The 14,474-nt window shown below is 71.5% G+C and carries 16 protein-coding genes and 1 riboswitch; of the genes, 12 read left to right on the top strand and 4 right to left on the bottom strand.

All coding sequences use genetic code 11. The annotated features are described in order from the left end of the window. Window positions 1–32: 32 nt before the first annotated feature. From ABD371_RS25495 to ABD371_RS25475, 5 genes are all read left to right on the top strand, one after another. Complete coding sequence (locus ABD371_RS25495; RefSeq protein ID WP_190126154.1) at window positions 33–761, top strand: type 1 glutamine amidotransferase; 729 nt, start codon at window positions 33–35, stop codon at window positions 759–761. Between the two features lie 161 nt (window positions 762–922). Beyond that, complete coding sequence (locus ABD371_RS25490) at window positions 923–1,948, top strand: 6-phosphofructokinase (protein WP_190126153.1); 1,026 nt, start codon at window positions 923–925, stop codon at window positions 1,946–1,948. A 131-nt stretch (window positions 1,949–2,079) separates the two neighbouring features. Next, on the top strand, window positions 2,080–3,045 hold the full coding sequence (locus tag ABD371_RS25485; protein WP_190126152.1) for a cytochrome c oxidase assembly protein: 966 nt from the start codon (window positions 2,080–2,082) through the stop codon (window positions 3,043–3,045). A 117-nt stretch (window positions 3,046–3,162) separates the two neighbouring features. Continuing rightward, complete coding sequence (locus tag ABD371_RS25480; protein ID WP_190126151.1) at window positions 3,163–3,321, top strand: hypothetical protein; 159 nt, start codon at window positions 3,163–3,165, stop codon at window positions 3,319–3,321. A 202-nt stretch (window positions 3,322–3,523) separates the two neighbouring features. Beyond that, window positions 3,524–4,243: a lysophospholipid acyltransferase family protein gene (locus tag ABD371_RS25475; protein ID WP_344480890.1), complete on the top strand. Its 720-nt coding sequence runs from the start codon at window positions 3,524–3,526 to the stop codon at window positions 4,241–4,243. A gap of 34 nt (window positions 4,244–4,277) precedes the next feature. On the opposite strand, the gene ABD371_RS25470 is transcribed toward ABD371_RS25475, so the two are convergent. Together ABD371_RS25470 and ABD371_RS25465 are read right to left on the bottom strand one after the other, a co-directional pair. After that, window positions 4,278–5,840 (bottom strand): alpha/beta hydrolase, encoded by a 1,563-nt coding sequence (locus ABD371_RS25470; RefSeq protein ID WP_190126188.1) that lies wholly within the window; start codon window positions 5,838–5,840, stop codon window positions 4,278–4,280. Window positions 5,841–6,186: 346 nt separating this feature from the next. After that, window positions 6,187–6,471, bottom strand: coding sequence for a type II toxin-antitoxin system Phd/YefM family antitoxin (locus ABD371_RS25465; RefSeq protein ID WP_344480883.1), 285 nt, complete (start codon window positions 6,469–6,471; stop codon window positions 6,187–6,189). 84 nt (window positions 6,472–6,555) lie between these two features. Here ABD371_RS25465 and ABD371_RS25460 point away from each other — a divergent pair, with 84 nt between their 5' ends. Both ABD371_RS25460 and ABD371_RS25455 read left to right on the top strand, forming a co-directional pair. Beyond that, a complete protein-coding gene (locus ABD371_RS25460) occupies window positions 6,556–7,188 on the top strand; it encodes an ATP-dependent Clp protease proteolytic subunit (protein ID WP_344480876.1) in 633 nt (210 codons plus the stop codon). 357 nt (window positions 7,189–7,545) lie between these two features. Continuing rightward, window positions 7,546–7,702, top strand: a riboswitch (cyclic di-AMP (ydaO/yuaA leader). A 3-nt stretch (window positions 7,703–7,705) separates the two neighbouring features. Next, the gene (locus tag ABD371_RS25455) at window positions 7,706–8,182 is read left to right on the top strand and encodes a C40 family peptidase (protein ID WP_344480870.1); all 477 of its coding nucleotides are present in this window, start codon (window positions 7,706–7,708) and stop codon (window positions 8,180–8,182) included. 105 nt (window positions 8,183–8,287) lie between these two features. Here ABD371_RS25455 and ABD371_RS25450 read toward each other — a convergent pair whose 3' ends face one another. Further along, window positions 8,288–8,719, bottom strand: coding sequence for an ATP-binding protein (locus tag ABD371_RS25450; RefSeq protein ID WP_344480862.1), 432 nt, complete (start codon window positions 8,717–8,719; stop codon window positions 8,288–8,290). A gap of 160 nt (window positions 8,720–8,879) precedes the next feature. Then, window positions 8,880–10,046, bottom strand: a complete 1,167-nt coding sequence (locus tag ABD371_RS25445) for an 8-amino-7-oxononanoate synthase (RefSeq protein ID WP_344480853.1) — start codon at window positions 10,044–10,046, stop codon at window positions 8,880–8,882. 207 nt (window positions 10,047–10,253) lie between these two features. Between ABD371_RS25445 and bioB the strand changes: the two genes are divergently transcribed. The 5 genes from bioB to ABD371_RS25420 all read left to right on the top strand — a co-directional run bounded on the left by bioB (window position 10,254) and on the right by ABD371_RS25420 (window position 14,415). After that, entirely contained in the window at window positions 10,254–11,432 is a 1,179-nt protein-coding gene (gene bioB / locus ABD371_RS25440) for a biotin synthase BioB (protein WP_344480844.1), read from the top strand. Next, window positions 11,425–12,717 carry an adenosylmethionine--8-amino-7-oxononanoate transaminase gene (locus tag ABD371_RS25435; protein ID WP_344480838.1) on the top strand — a complete coding sequence of 431 codons (1,293 nt, stop codon included), beginning with the start codon at window positions 11,425–11,427 and terminating at the stop codon, window positions 12,715–12,717. Before bioB ends, ABD371_RS25435 begins: the two co-directional genes overlap by 8 nt. 86 nt (window positions 12,718–12,803) lie before the next feature. Beyond that, window positions 12,804–13,538, top strand: a complete 735-nt coding sequence (gene bioD, locus ABD371_RS25430) for a dethiobiotin synthase (RefSeq protein ID WP_344480830.1) — start codon at window positions 12,804–12,806, stop codon at window positions 13,536–13,538. Between the two features lie 6 nt (window positions 13,539–13,544). After that, window positions 13,545–13,913, top strand: a complete 369-nt coding sequence (locus ABD371_RS25425; RefSeq protein ID WP_344480821.1) for a VOC family protein — start codon at window positions 13,545–13,547, stop codon at window positions 13,911–13,913. 64 nt (window positions 13,914–13,977) lie between these two features. Further along, window positions 13,978–14,415: a GNAT family N-acetyltransferase gene (locus tag ABD371_RS25420; protein ID WP_344480812.1), complete on the top strand. Its 438-nt coding sequence runs from the start codon at window positions 13,978–13,980 to the stop codon at window positions 14,413–14,415. Window positions 14,416–14,474: the final 59 nt, after the last annotated feature.

Here is a 14,474-nt window from a genome sequence, read left to right as displayed (position 1 = left end):
GAGCCCGAAGAGACGTTAAGGACATAGCAGACATGAGCGACAGCAGCCTGCGTCTGGTCTGGGTCTACCCGGACCTGCTCAGCACCTACGGCGACCAGGGAAACGCCCTGGTCGTGGAGCGCCGGGCCCGGCAGCGCGGTCTCGATGTGCAGCGGGTCGACGTCCGCAGCGACCAGCCGATCCCCACCTCCGGCGACATCTATCTGATCGGCGGCGGTGAGGACCGGCCGCAGCGGCTGGCGTCCGAGCGGCTGCTCCGCGACGGCGGGCTCTCCCGGGCCTCGTCCAACGGCGCGATCATCTTCTCGGTCTGCGCCGGCTATCAGATCCTCGGTCACGAGTTCATCAACGACCTGGGCGAGCGCCAGCCGGGCCTCGGCCTGATCGACGTGGTCTCCACCCGGGGCGAGGGCGAGCGGTGCGTCGGCGACGTACTGGCCGACATCGACCCCCGGTTCGGACTGCCGCAGCTGACCGGCTTCGAGAACCACCAGGGCGTCACCCATCTGGGACCGACCGCCCGCCCCTTCGCCCGCACCGTCATCGGCCGGGGCAACGGCACCGGCGACGGCACCGAGGGCGCGTACAACGACACCGTCTTCGGCACCTACATGCACGGCCCGGTGATGGCCCGCAATCCGCAGATCGCCGATCTGCTGCTGAAGCTGGCCCTCGATGTGAACGCCCTGCCGCCGACCGACGACCGCTGGTACGAGGCGCTGCGCAATGAGCGCATCGCCTCCGCGAGCCAGCCCGCCTGACCCGGCGGAGAGCACCGGACGCCAGTCGTCCGTTTCATGGGGCGTCCCAGCTGATGGGACGCCCCATTCGGTCACCGCCACCCCGCGCCGGTAGGGTGACAGAGATCCAGCCGGACGACGTGGTCCGGGAGTCGGCCCACGTTGCAAAGGTAATTCGGGCAATGCGCATTGGTGTGCTCACCTCCGGCGGCGACTGCCCCGGTCTGAACGCCGTCATCCGCTCCGTCGTGCATCGCGCGGTCGTCGACCACGGCGACGAGGTCATCGGCTTCCACGACGGCTGGCGCGGTCTTCTGGAGTGCGACTACCGCAAGCTCGACCTGGACGCGGTCGGTGGCATTCTGGCCCGCGGCGGCACCATTCTCGGCTCTTCCCGGGTCCGTCCCGAGGATTTGCGCGACGGTGTGGAACGCGCCAAGGGGTACGTCGAGGAGCTGGGCCTCGACGCGATCATCCCGATCGGCGGCGAGGGCACGCTCAAGGCGGCCCATCTGCTCTCCGAGGGCGGTCTGCCGATCGTCGGCGTCCCCAAGACCATCGACAACGACATCGCCTCGACCGATGTCACCTTCGGCTTCGACACCGCCGTCGGTGTGGCGACCGAGGCGCTGGACCGGCTGAAGACCACCGCCGAGTCGCATCAGCGCGTGCTGATCGTGGAGGTCATGGGCCGGCACACCGGGTGGATCGCCCTGCACTCCGGGATGGCGGCCGGCGCGCACGCCATCGTCGTGCCCGAGCGGCCCTTCGACATCGAGGAGCTGTCCAAGCGGGTCGGCGAGCGCTTCGAGGCGGGCAAGCGGTTCGCCATCGTCGTGGTCGCCGAGGGCGCCAAGCCGCGCGAGGGCTCGATGCGCTGGGACGAGGGCGGCAAGGACGTCTACGGCCATGAGCGCTTCGCCGGGGTCGCCCGTCAGCTCTCCATCGAGCTGGAGCAGCGCCTCGGCAAGGAGGCCCGCCCGGTGATCCTCGGCCATGTCCAGCGCGGCGGCACCCCCACCGCGTACGACAGGGTGCTCGCCACCCGCTTCGGCTGGCACGCGGTGGAGGCGGCGCACCGGGGCCAGTTCGGCATGCTCACCGCGCTGCGCGGCACCGAGATCACGATGGTTCCGCTGGCGGACGCCGTGCGGACCCTGAAGACCGTCCCGGCCGAGCGGTACGCCGAGGCCCAGTGCGTGCTGTGAGCCGGACCCCCGAGGACGCTCCCCGCTCCGAAGAGACTCCCTGAGAACCGCCCCCGGTCGCGATCGCGATCGGGGGCGGTTCTAGTCTGGTTCCGGCAAATGCGCAACCAGGACGAATCAGGAGCCGGCGGATGGATCACAGCGGGCACGGCATGTCGATGGATCTGCCGCCGTTCACGCTGGGGCGGGGGCTGGAGTTCTCACCGGACCCCTTCTTCCTGACCGGCTGTCTGCTGGCGCTGGCGCTGTACGGCTGGGGTGTGGTGCGGCTGCGCCGGCGCGGTGACGCCTGGCAGACGAGCCGTACGGTCTTCTTCGCCACCGGCGTGCTGACGATCATGCTGGCGACGTGCACCGGGCTCAACGACTACGGCATGGTCATGTTTAGCGTGCACATGGTGCAGCACATGATCATCAGCATGGTCTCGCCGATCCTGCTGCTGCTGGGCGCGCCGGTGACCCTGACGCTGCGCTCCCTGCCGGTCGCCGGCCGGGGCCGCACAGGACCGCGCGAGCTGCTGCTCAATCTGCTCCAGAGCCGCTACATCCGGATCGTGACGCACCCCGCGTTCACCATTCCGCTCTTCATCGCGAGTCTGTACGGGCTCTACTTCACCCCGCTCTTCGACTTCCTGATGGAGTCGACGCTCGGCCACCTCGCGATGATGGTGCACTTCCTCATCACCGGCCTGGTCTTCTTCTGGCCGATCATGGGGGTGGACCCGGGGCCGCACCGGCCCGGCTATGTGATGCGGATGCTGGAGCTGTTCGCGGGCATGCCCTTCCACGCCTTCTTCGGCATCGCGCTGATGATGGGCAGCGAGCCGCTGGTCGGCGCGTACGCCTCGCCCCCGGCCTCGCTGGGCATCGATGTGATGTCCGACCAGAACGCGGCGGGCGGGATCGCCTGGGCGTTCAGCGAGATTCCCTCGGTGCTGGTGCTGATCGCGCTGGTCTACCAGTGGAACCGCTCCGAGGAGCGGTCGGCCCGGCGGACCGACCGGGCCGCCGACCGGGACGGCGACAAGGACCTTGAGGCGTACAACGCCTATCTCGCCTCGCTCCACGCGCGCGACGGGAGCCCGGGCGCGCGATAGCCCGCCCGATCGGTCCGGCCCGGACCGGACCGGGTCCACCCGGCCGGGCGGTAGCGCGAACCCGGGTGCCCGGGTGACGATGACCTTCGGCGGCCGGGTCGTCCAAGGAGGGCGCGCATGTCCGGATCCACGAAGGCGATGGGAGTGCTCACGGTCGCGACCCTGGTGGTCGTGACCGCGTACACGGTGGCACTCGGCAGCAACGGCTGGCTCTGGTTCGGCTGGGTGGTGCTCGGCCTGGTGACGCTCGGGGTGGTCGCCTCGCGCGGCACCTGACCCGGGCGGGCGGCGGGGGCGGGGCCTCGCGCGGACCGGGAGCGGCCGTGTACCGGTGCGCTTCACTCACAAGGGTGTGCCCGGCGGACGGGATCGCGACGTGCCCCCGGCGCGGGGGCGGCCGTGCCTACACTTGCCTCTTCGAGTCCTTCCTCCGATGGACCGCAGCTCTGGCCCGGACCGCCGGAGTAGGGAGTGCCCGGTGTTCTACCACCTGCTCAAACATGTCCTGCTGGGCCCGCTGCTGCGTCTGCTGTTCCGCCCCCGGATCGAGGGGCTGGAGCACATCCCCGAGGAGGGCGCGGCCATCGTCGCCGGCAACCATCTCTCGTTCTCGGACCACTTCCTGATGCCCGCGATCATCAAGCGGCGCATCACCTTCCTCGCGAAGGCGGAGTATTTCACCGGCCCCGGCCTCAGGGGCCGGCTGACCGCCGCGTTCTTCCGCAGCGCGGGGCAGATCCCGGTGGACAGATCCGGCAAGGACGCCGGGCAGGCGGCCATCCGTGAGGGGCTCGGGGTGCTCGGCCGGGGCGAGCTGCTCGGCATCTACCCGGAGGGGACCCGCTCGCACGACGGCCGGCTCTACAAGGGGAAGGTCGGGGTGGCGGTGATGGCGGTCCGGGCCGGTGTGCCGGTGATTCCCTGCGCCATGGTGGGCACCTTCGAGATCCAGCCGCCCGGGCAGGCGCTGCCGAAGATCAAACGGGTCACGGTGCGGTTCGGGGAGCCGCTGGACTTCTCCCGCTACGCGGGGCTGGAGAACGAGAAGGCCGCGATCCGGGCGGTCACCGACGAGATCATGTACGCGATCCTCTCGCTCTCCGGCCAGGAGTACGTGGACCGGTACGCGGCCGAGGTCAAGGCGGAGCTGGAGGAGGTGCGGAAGTCGCGCGACAAGAAGGGAGGGGCGGCCGGATGACCGGCCGCCCCTCCCTCTGTTCAGCCTCGGACGGTCACGGCTTGGGGGCGGCGTGCGGGTCGCACGTCACATTGGCCGCGTCCAGGGTGCCGTTGAGCAGGTAGGCGTCGACCCGCTGGTTGACACAGGCGTTGGTGATGCCGGTGACGCCGTGCGAACCGGCGTTCTTCTCGACGATCAGACGCGAGCCCTTGAGCCGCTTGTGCAGCTCGTACGCGCCCTCGACGGGGGTGGCGGCGTCGCGCTCGGCCTGCACGATGAGCACGCCCGGCAGACCCTTGGACGACTTCACGTTGACCGCGGTGTGCTGCTTGGTGGACCAGGTGGAGCAGGGGAGGTTCATCCAGGCGTTGGACCAGGTCAGGAAGGGGTAGTCCTGGTGGAGCCGGGTGTTGTCCCGGTCCCACGTCTTCCACTTGGTGGGCCACTTGGCGTCGGCGCACTCGACGGCCGTGTAGACGGCGTTGCTGTTCTCCGAGCGGGCGTTTCCGGCGGTGTCGGAGAGGTCCGGGCCGGCCGCGTCGATCAGCGGCTGCGGGTCGCCGGCGACGTACTTGCTGAAGATCCGGGCGACCGGCGCCCAGGAGGAGTCGTAGTACGGCGCGCCCTGGAAGAAGCCGGTCAGCTCGGCCGGGCCGACGACCCCGCCGAGGGGGGCGGCCTTGGCGGCGGCGCGCAGCTTCTGCCACTGCGCCTCGACCTTCGCCGGGGTGTCGCCGAGCTTGTAGGTCGCGTCGTTGTCGGCGACCCACTGCTTCCAGTCGTTCCAGCGCATCTCGAAGGCGACGTCCTGGTCCAGGTTGGCCTGGTACCAGATCTTCTGGCGCGAGGGGTTGACCACGCTGTCCACGACCATGCGGCGGACATGGCCCGGGAAGAGCGTCGCGTAGACCGCGCCCAGGTAGGTGCCGTAGGAGACGCCGAGGAAGTTGAGCTTCTCCTCGCCCAGGGCGGCCCGGATGACATCGAGGTCGCGGGCGGTGTTCGGGGTGGTCATGTGCGGCAGCATCCAGCCGCTGCGCTCGGCGCAGCCGTCCGCGTACTCGGCGGCGAGCCTGCGCTGGGCGCGCTTGTCGGCCTCGCTGTCGGGGACCGGGTCGGCCTTGGGGGCCTTGACGAACTCCTGCGGGTCGACGCAGGAGATCGGGGTCGAGCGGCCCACGCCCCGGGGGTCGAAGCCGACGAAGTCGTAGGCCTTGGCGGTCTTCGCCCAGAGCGGGCTCTTGTTGGTGACCCGGGTGGGGAAGCGCATTCCGGAGCCGCCGGGGCCGCCGGGGTTGTAGAGGAGCGCGCCCTGGCGCTCCTCCTTGGTGCCGGTGTTGCCGATCCGGTCGACGGCGAGGGTGATCTGCCGGCCGTTCGGCTTGGCGTAGTCGAGCGGCACGGTGACCGTGCCGCACTGGATGGGCTTGGGGAGGTTCCAGTCGGCGGGACAGTCGGCCCAGTCGATGCCCTTCTGCGCGGCGCGTTCGGCGGCCGTCTCCACCCCGCGCGCCTCGTACCAGCTTTGGTGGCGGGATTCGGCCTGCGCGACCGGGGCCGCGATCGCGCCCGCCATGAGCGTGCCCGCTATCAGAGTGCCGGTAGCGCCGAACATCGCTGTGCGTCTCACCAGGAACTTCCCTTCTCCGTCGAGTCCTTCGGGGGATCCTCGCGCGTGAAGGGCGTCCGGCGACAGGCCGTGCGGCTGTTTCTTTACCTAACCAATAACCGGTGAGCCGTGTCCCGGTGAGCGGTGCATCGACGGCAGGGTGTGAACTGGTCTGTTCTGTACGGAGATGGCCCATCCGGGTGGTGATGCGCGCCACTTCCGGTGGGGGCGTGATTCAGCCGCTCCGGGAAGGGCGCACGCAAGGCCGCCGGAGCGTGTATCGGCCACGGTCCGGCGGGCGTCCGGTCGTACGGGGCATGCGGTCGCGCGGTCTTGTCGTACGGGGGGGGTGTCAGCCCCGATGGCCGGGGCGGCGGTGGTGCTCCGCCGTGAGTCCGAAGCGGCCCCGCTCGTCCGGGGCGGCGGTCGCGGACTCCAGCGAGGAGACCGAGCTGACCACCGGCTCGCCCACGGCCCCCCGGTCCGCCTCCAGGCGCGCCAAGTCCTCGGCGGACACCAGCGCCACGAGCGGTTTCCCGTGCCGGGTCACCACTACGCGCTCGCCGCCGTAGACCACTCGGTTGATCAGATCGGCAAGCTCCGCGCGGGCCTGCGTCACCGGAATCTCATACGCCATGGCACCATCATAACGCTCTGTACGTCCTGTACATTTTTTTACGGACGGCACTCTCCGCCGATGTCACGTACGAGGAGGCACGCCATGAACCACCCCTCCCCTCAGAACCGCCGTGTCCTGCCGGAGTTCACCGAGCGCACGCCGAACGGCGTCCGCACCCACGATCCGTACGCCAAGCTGCTGGCCGAGCGGATCGTCTTCCTCGGCACCCCCGTGGACGACACCGCGGCCACCGACGTCATCGCCCAGCTGCTGCATCTGGAGTACGCGGCTCCCGACCGGGACGTCTCGCTCTGCATCAACTCCCCCGGCGGCTCGCTCGACGCGATGTCCGCGATCTACGACACACTGCAAATGATCACTTGCGAAGTGGAGACGATCTGCCTCGGCCAGGCGGTGTCGAGCGCCGCGCTGCTGCTCGCGGCGGGAACCCCCGGGAAACGGCTGGCGCTGCCCGGCGCGCGGATCGTCCTTCGCCGGCCGGCCGAGGCCGAGCCGGTGCGCGGCACGCCGTCCGACCTGGAGATCCGGGCGGCGGAACTGCTGCGGCTGCGCGGCCGGCTGACCGGGCTGCCGGCCCGGCACTCGGGGCGGAGCGCCGAGCGGGTCGCGGCCGATCTGGAGCGGGACACCTTTCTCACCGCCTCAGCCGCCATGGAATATGGCCTTATCGACCATGTTGTCCGCAATCGTGGGGCGGCCGGACCGCCTTGCTGACTCTCTTTGACGCCCCGTCGGCCACGCGGTCAACCGCCGTTCGAGTGCCGGGGGAGGTACTCCGTTTGATGTATATGCCGTCCCACTGGCAACTACGGTCAACTTGCGCAACACGAGGACAAAATCACGGAATGATGTATTCCGGTGCTGGTGCGGGCATGCTCAGGTGTCGAGGGCCGAACTCCCCGCAGGGCCTGTCCACCTGAACGGACCAAGGGTGTTAAAACTCACATATCGCCGTTTCCGCTCGGAAATTTGACATGTCATGGGTCAAGATCCCTGGGACGACAAGCCCCCGTCACCTCGGCGGGGCAGTCCGAGCGGACGCCGAGTCCTGCCGCCGCTTCGGATGACTGGTCGACAGAAGTGCTTCGGCAGGAGTGGAGGACCCAAGCAGTACGGGGCGTCCGGGAGATCCGGAAGTCCCTCGGGGTGAAGCCGCGTCATGCGGCCGGGCACCTTCGTCCGCCCGAACCCGACAGGTCATCCTTCACAGGCGGCTGACGAAGGGTCGCGCATGACCGCGCACACAAACGTCCCGTTTCTGATGAGCCGGGCGGGGGCCGTGACGGCTCTCACCCTCGCCGCCGTCGGTGGATCGCTGCTCGCGCCGGGCGGCACGTCCGAGGCGCACGCCGCGACGTCGCACGCGAGCAAGGCGCTGAAGGTGGCGGAGTCCAAGAAGGGCTCGCCCTACGGATACGGCGCCACGGGTCCCTCGCGCTTCGACTGCTCCGGGCTGACGGTCTACTCGTACAAGAAGGCCGGCAAGAAGCTCCCCCGTACCGCGCACCAGCAGTACAACAAGACAAAGCGCGTGTCCCCCAAGGCACGCAAGGCCGGAGACCTGGTGTTCTTCCACTCCGGCGGCTACGTGTACCACGTCGGCATCTACGCCGGGAAGGGAAAGATCTGGCACTCGCCCAAGAGGGGGTCCTGGGTGAAGCTGGACAAGATCTGGAGCAAGAGCGTGAAGTACGGCCGGGTGCGCTGACAGCACGCCACCCGGCCCGGTCTCAGGCCCCGCCCGGCCGTCGGACGCTCTCCGGCGGCCGGGCGGAGGCCGTCCGGCGGAGAGCGTCCGACGGGGGCCGTCCTCTCAGCCGGGAAGGCCGCTCGGCCACGGAAGGGCGATCCAGACCGTCTTGCCGCCCTCCTCGGTCGGTGTGACCGTCAGCTTCCCGCCGTTCGCCGCCATGAGACTGCGGACGATCACCATCCCCCGCCCGTTGTCCTGCCGCACCGCGGCGGGCAGCCGCTGGGGCCAGCGCGGGTGACTGTCGGTCACCCCGACCCGGAGCCGCTCGTCGCGCTCCAGTTCCACCTCCACCGTGAAGGTGGGCGACTGGCCGAAGGTGTGCTGCACGGCGTTGGTCGCCAGCTCCGAGACGACCAGCCGGACGATGTCGGCCGCCTCGCAGCCGGACGGCAGCCCCCACTCGCCGAGGACGTCCAGGGCGAACCTCCGGGCCGCGGAGACCGAGACGGGGTCGGTCGGCAGGGTGAGGGAAGCTTTCTTCAGGTCTGCCATGGCGACACCGTCCCTTTGTTCCACCGGGGCCGGGTCCGCACGCGAAGCGGGATCGCGCGGGCGGCCACGGATTGCGCTGGTGGCCAGAGTGCCACTCATCCGCCTCCGACAGGGGATGTTCGCCGTACTTCGCCCTCGGGGCGGAAAGGCGCGGGAGACCTCAGCCGGGCGCGGGCGCGGTCCGGGCGACCGTCGAGACCGCCCAGGCGATCTGCTGGTCGGTCAGATCGGCACGGGCCGTCAGCCGCAGCCGGGAGACGCCGTCCGGCACCGACGGGGGACGGAAGCAGCCGACGGCCAGTCCGGCCGAGCGGCAGGCCCCGGCCCACTCCACCGCGGCCGACGGCGAGGGCGCGCGCACCGAGACCACGGCGGCTTCGGGACGTACGGCCGTCAGCCCCCGCGCCGTCAGTCCGCCGTACAGGGCCCCGGCGACCGTACGGACCCTGGCCGCCCGGCCCGGCTCGCGGCGCAGCAGCCGCAGCGCGGCGAGGGCCGCCCCGGCGGCGGCCGGGGCCAGTCCGGTGTCGAAGATGAAGGTGCGGGCGGTGTTGATCAGTTGGCCGATCACCCGGGCGGGGCCGAGGACCGCGCCGCCCTGCGCGCCCAGCGACTTGGAGAGCGTCAGCGTGGCGACCACGCCGCCGTCGCCCGCGATGCCCGCCGTGTGCGGTGCGCCCCGGCCGCCGTCGCCGAGCACTCCGAGGCCGTGCGCGTCGTCCACCAGCAGCGCAGCGCCGTGGGCCCGGCAGATTTCGGCGAGCGCCGCCAGCGGGGCCGCGTCGCCGTCGACCGAGAAGACCGAGTCGGTGACCACCAGGGCGCGCCGCCCGGGGTGGGCGTCGAGGGTCTTGCGCACCGCCTCCGGGTCCGCGTGCGCGGTGATCGCCGTCTCGGCGCGCGAGAGCCGGCAGCCGTCGACGATCGACGCGTGATTTCCGGCGTCGGAGACGATGAGCGAGTCCGGGCCGCTGAGCGCGGTGACGGCGGCGAGATTGGCGGCGTAGCCGGAGGAGAACACCAGCGCCGCCTCGAATCCGCAGAACTCGGCGAGTTCCCGCTCCAGTTCGGCGTGGAGTTCGGTGCTTCCGGTGACCAGCCGTGAGCCGGTCGCGCCCGCGCCCCAGCGGTGGGCGGCTGCCCCGGCGGCCCCGGTGATCTCGGGGTGGCGGGTGAGGCCGAGATAGTCGTTCCCGGCGAGGTCGAGCACCGGGGAGTCGGCGGGGCGCGGCCGGAGCCCGCGCACCAGACCCGTGCGCTCACGACGCCGCGCCTCGTCCTCGATCCACTCGAAAGGGTCCTGAGGGGTCGAAGGGTCCTGGGCCATGGTCGTCGGGTCCTCTTCCGGTGCTCTGACGCGGGGACCCCGCGCCGGGGGCGTACGGGCCGGGCCGACAGGGGGTTTTGTAGGCACCGCACAGACCCTAACCGGGGTGGATCCGGGAGCGGATGTGGTCATGCACACACCTCGAACAAGGTCTGTTGTGGAGTTCCGCCTTTCCCCGGGCATGTGCCGTACGCCAGGATCGGCGTCATGGACCTGCTGAACACGCTGGTGGAGAAGGGCCTGCGGCGCGAGCCGCCGAGCCGTGAAGAAGCACTCGCCGTACTGGCGACCTCGGACGACGAGTTGCTGGACGTGGTGGCCGCGGCGGGGAAGGTGCGCCGTCAGTGGTTCGGGCGGCGGGTGAAGCTGAACTATCTGGTCAACCTCAAGTCGGGGCTGTGCCCGGAGGACTGTTCCTACTGCTCCCAGCGCCTCGGGTCGAAGGCCGGGATCCTCAAGTACACCTGGCTCAAGCCGGACGAGGCGTCCGAGGCGGCGGCGGCCGGGGTCGCGGGCGGCGCGAAGCGCGTCTGTCTGGTCGCCAGCGGACGCGGTCCGACCGACCGGGACGTGGACCGGGTCTCGAAGACCATTGAGGCGATCAAGGAACAGAACGAGGACGTGGAGGTCTGCGCCTGTCTCGGGCTGCTCTCCGCCGGACAGGCCGAGCGGCTGCGGGACGCCGGGGCCGACGCGTACAACCACAATCTCAACACCTCCGAGGGCACCTACGGTCAGATCACCACCACCCACACCTACGCGGACCGGGTGGACACCGTGCGGCAGGCGCAGGCGGCCGGTCTTTCGGCCTGCTCCGGGCTGATCGCGGGCATGGGCGAGAGCGACGAGGACCTGGTCGACGTGGTCTTCTCGCTGCGTGAACTGGACCCGGACTCGGTCCCGGTGAACTTCCTGATCCCCTTCGAGGGGACTCCGCTGGCCAAGGAGTGGAACCTCACTCCGCAGCGGTGCCTGCGGATCCTGGCGATGACGCGTTTCGTCTGCCCGGACGCCGAGGTCCGGCTCGCGGGCGGGCGCGAGGTGCATCTGCGCTCGATGCAGCCGCTCGCGCTGCACCTGGTGAACTCCATCTTCCTCGGGGACTACCTGACCAGCGAGGGGCAGGCCGGCAAGGCCGACCTCGACATGATCGCGGACGCCGGCTTCGAGGTGGAGGGCGCGGGGACGACGACCCTTCCCGAGCACCGGGCGGCCCCGGGCGGCTGTGGTTCGGTCTGCGCGAGCGACGCCCCGGCCAAGACCGGGGCCAGGACCGAGGCCGTCGCCGAGGCCCCCGCCGGGACGGCTTCGGTCCCCGGGGCCCGTACGGATCTGGTGGCCGTGCGCCGGCGCGGCGCGGGAACGGATCTCGCGCCCAATGCCTGAGCCGCTCTCCGTCCCCGAGCTGCTGGCCCTGGACCGGGCCCATGTCTGGCACCCCTACGGCCCGATGCCGGGCCGCGCCGATCCGCTGGTGGTGGAGTCGGCCTCGGGGGTACGGCTGAGACTGGCCGAGCCGGTGCACGGGCGGCGGGAGCTGATCGACGGGATGTCCTCGTGGTGGTCGGCGATCCACGGCTACAACCACCCCGTGCTCAACGAGGCGGCGCGCGGCCAGCTGGACCGGATGAGCCATGTGATGTTCGGCGGGCTCACGCACGAGCCCGCCGTCCGGCTGGCGGCCAGGCTGGTGGAGATCACTCCCGAGCCGCTGCGCCATGTGTTCCTCTCCGACTCGGGCTCGGTCGCGGTCGAGGTCGCGGTCAAGATGTGTCTCCAGTACTGGCGCTCGCTGGGCCGCCCGGCCAAGCGGCGGCTGCTGACCTGGCGCGGCGGCTACCACGGGGACACCTGGCAGCCGATGGCGGTCTGCGACCCCGACGGCGGGATGCACCGGCTGTGGTCGGGGGCGCTGCCCCGGCAGATCTTCGCGGACGCGCCTCCCCCGGAGTACGAGGAGTCGTACGCGGAGCAGCTGCGCGAGCTGATCGCCCGGCACGCCGACGAACTCGCCGCGGTGATCGTGGAGCCGGTGGTGCAGGGCGCGGGCGGGATGCGGTTCCACTCCCCCGCGTATCTGCGGGTGCTCCGGGAGGCGTGCGACGCGCACGGGGTGCTGCTGGTCTTCGACGAGATCGCGACGGGGTTCGGGCGGTCCGGCACACTGTTCGCCGCCGGTGCGGCCGGGGTCTCGCCCGATGTGATGTGTCTGGGCAAGGCGCTGACCGGCGGTTATCTCTCGATGGCGGCGACCTTGTGCACCAGCGGGGTCGCGGAGGGCATATCCCGGGGCGAGGTCCCGGTGCTGGCGCACGGGCCGACCTTCATGGCCAATCCGCTGGCCGCCTCGGTAGCGCTGGCCTCCGTCGATCTGCTGCTGGCCGGGGAGTGGGAGCAGGACGTCAAGCGCCTGGAGTCGGGGCTGCGGGAGGGGCTGGCGGCGGCCGGGGAGCTGCCCGGGGTCGCCGAGGTGCGGGTGCTGGGCGGCATCGGCGTGGTCCAGCTGGACCATCAGGTGGACATGGCCGCCGCGACCGGGGCCGCGGTGCGGGCCGGGGTGTGGCTGCGGCCCTTCCGGGACCTGGTCTATGTGATGCCGCCGTATGTGACGGACGACGAGGATCTGGCGCGGCTGTGCGCGGGGGTGTGCGCGGCGGCGGCAGCGGGCTGAGCGTACGAGGCCCCTCCGGGGACCGACTCGGTCCCCGGAGGGGAAGACAGAGCAGAACAGAACGGCCAGGAAGGCAGAGCAACCGCATGTCCGTCATCGTCGTCTCCGGCACCGGCACGGAGATCGGGAAGACCGTGGTCACCGCCGCGGTCGTGGCCCTCGCGAAGGGCCGCCGGATCGCCGTGGCCAAGCCCGCCCAGACCGGCGTCGAGCCCGGGGAGCCGGGCGACCTGGACGAGGTGCGCAGGCTCGGCGGGCCGCTGCACGGCGTGGAGCTGGCCCGCTTCCGGGAGCCGCTCGCGCCCGCCGCCGCCGCCCGGCGGGCCGGAATGCCCGGGGTGCGGGCCCGGGAGGTCGCCGAGTGCGTGGGCCGGCTGGCCCATGAGCACGAGCTGGTGGTGGTCGAGGGCGCGGGCGGGCTGCTCGTACGCCTCGACGCGGGCGGCGACACCCTCGCCGACGCCGCGCGGCTGCTCGGCGCGCCGGTGCTGGTGGTCGCCCCGGCGGGTCTCGGCACGCTCAACTCGGTGGCGCTGACCGGCGAGGCGCTGCGCGCCCGGGGCATCGACCAGCTCGGTGTGGTGGTCGGGAGCTGGCCGGCCGAGCCCGATCTCGCCGCCCGGTGCAATCTCTTCGATCTCCCGGAGGCGGCCGGTGCGCCGCTGCTGGGCGCGGTGCCGGCGGGGGCGGGCCGGCTGGCCCCCGCGGTGTTCCGGGAGCGGGCCGCCGACTGGCTCGCTCCGATTCTGGGCGGCCGGTGGGGCGCGGACGCGTTCACGGCCTCGATGAACGGTGGCGTGCCGGCCGCCGCGATGGGATGAGTGGGGATGGCGACGAGGATCAGCGAGATCGTCTTCGACTGCGGGGAGCCCGCCCGTCTGGTGCGGTTCTGGGCCGCTCTGCTGGGCGGGGAGCCGGTCGACCGGGGGCCCGACTGGTCCTTCGTCGACCCGCCCGAGGGTCCGCGCCTGGCGTTCCAGCGGGTGCCGGAGGGCAAGACCGTCAAGAACCGGGTCCATCTGGACCTGGACGCGGAGGCGGGGGACGTGGAGCGGGCGGCCGAGACCGCGGTCGGGCTCGGCGCGAGCCGGGTCGGCCCGGTGACCCCCGACTCCCAGGGCCGGTTCCAGGTGCTTCAGGACCCGGAGGGCAATGAGTTCTGCTTCGTCGAGTCGCCGCCCGACCCGGCCGGGTAGCGAGCGGGAGCACCGGTGGAAAGCGGTGGCCCGGCCCGGAGCGCTCGTGCTTGGCTCTGGGGCCATGACCGATCTGCGTATACGCACCGCGAGGGCCGATGAGGCCGAGACCGTGCTGGCCTTCTGGGCCGAGGCCGCCGAGGGTACGAGCATCACCGACGACGTGGACGGGGTCGGCCGGCTGATCGCCCGCGACCCCGGGGCCCTGATCCTCGCCGAGTCCGGGGGAAGGCTGGTCGGCTCGGTGATCGCGGGCTGGGACGGCTGGCGCTGCTCGCTGTACCGGCTGGCCGTCCTTCCCGCCTTCCGCCGGCGGGGCATCGGCACGGCGCTGCTGGAGGCCGCCGAGTCGCGGTTCGCCGCCGTGGGCGGGCGGCGCGGCGACGCGATGGTGCTGGAGGACAACGAGCGGGCGCGGCGGGTCTGGGCCGCCGCCGGGTACCGGCGCGAGGATCACTGGCGGCGCTGGGTGAAGCCGTACACCGAGCCCGCGGCCCGCTGACCGGAGGAGGCCGCCGGAGGCTCTTTCCCGGGGGACCGCGCGTCCGGTGCGACGGGTGT

Source organism: Streptomyces amakusaensis (genome assembly GCF_039532665.1).
GTDB classification, from domain to species: Bacteria; Actinomycetota; Actinomycetes; order Streptomycetales; family Streptomycetaceae; genus Streptomyces; species Streptomyces amakusaensis.
This window is presented reverse-complemented; position numbering and strand designations above follow the sequence as displayed.

Bases quoted from the DNA above. Each gene is read 5' to 3' on its own strand.
- ABD371_RS25495 (WP_190126154.1), top strand. From the start codon at position 33: ATGAGCGACAGCAGCCTGCGTCTGGTCTGGGTCTACCCGGACCTGCTC.
- ABD371_RS25490 (WP_190126153.1), top strand. From the start codon at position 923: ATGCGCATTGGTGTGCTCACCTCCGGCGGCGACTGCCCCGGTCTGAAC.
- ABD371_RS25485 (WP_190126152.1), top strand. From the start codon at position 2,080: ATGGATCACAGCGGGCACGGCATGTCGATGGATCTGCCGCCGTTCACG.
- ABD371_RS25480 (WP_190126151.1), top strand. From the start codon at position 3,163: ATGTCCGGATCCACGAAGGCGATGGGAGTGCTCACGGTCGCGACCCTG.
- ABD371_RS25470 (WP_190126188.1), bottom strand. From the start codon at position 5,840: ATGTTCGGCGCTACCGGCACTCTGATAGCGGGCACGCTCATGGCGGGC.
- ABD371_RS25465 (WP_344480883.1), bottom strand. From the start codon at position 6,471: ATGGCGTATGAGATTCCGGTGACGCAGGCCCGCGCGGAGCTTGCCGAT.
- ABD371_RS25460 (WP_344480876.1), top strand. From the start codon at position 6,556: ATGAACCACCCCTCCCCTCAGAACCGCCGTGTCCTGCCGGAGTTCACC.
- ABD371_RS25455 (WP_344480870.1), top strand. From the start codon at position 7,706: ATGACCGCGCACACAAACGTCCCGTTTCTGATGAGCCGGGCGGGGGCC.
- ABD371_RS25450 (WP_344480862.1), bottom strand. From the start codon at position 8,719: ATGGCAGACCTGAAGAAAGCTTCCCTCACCCTGCCGACCGACCCCGTC.
- ABD371_RS25445 (WP_344480853.1), bottom strand. From the start codon at position 10,046: ATGGCCCAGGACCCTTCGACCCCTCAGGACCCTTTCGAGTGGATCGAG.
- bioB (WP_344480844.1), top strand. From the start codon at position 10,254: ATGGACCTGCTGAACACGCTGGTGGAGAAGGGCCTGCGGCGCGAGCCG.
- ABD371_RS25435 (WP_344480838.1), top strand. From the start codon at position 11,425: ATGCCTGAGCCGCTCTCCGTCCCCGAGCTGCTGGCCCTGGACCGGGCC.
- bioD (WP_344480830.1), top strand. From the start codon at position 12,804: ATGTCCGTCATCGTCGTCTCCGGCACCGGCACGGAGATCGGGAAGACC.
- ABD371_RS25425 (WP_344480821.1), top strand. From the start codon at position 13,545: ATGGCGACGAGGATCAGCGAGATCGTCTTCGACTGCGGGGAGCCCGCC.
- ABD371_RS25420 (WP_344480812.1), top strand. From the start codon at position 13,978: ATGACCGATCTGCGTATACGCACCGCGAGGGCCGATGAGGCCGAGACC.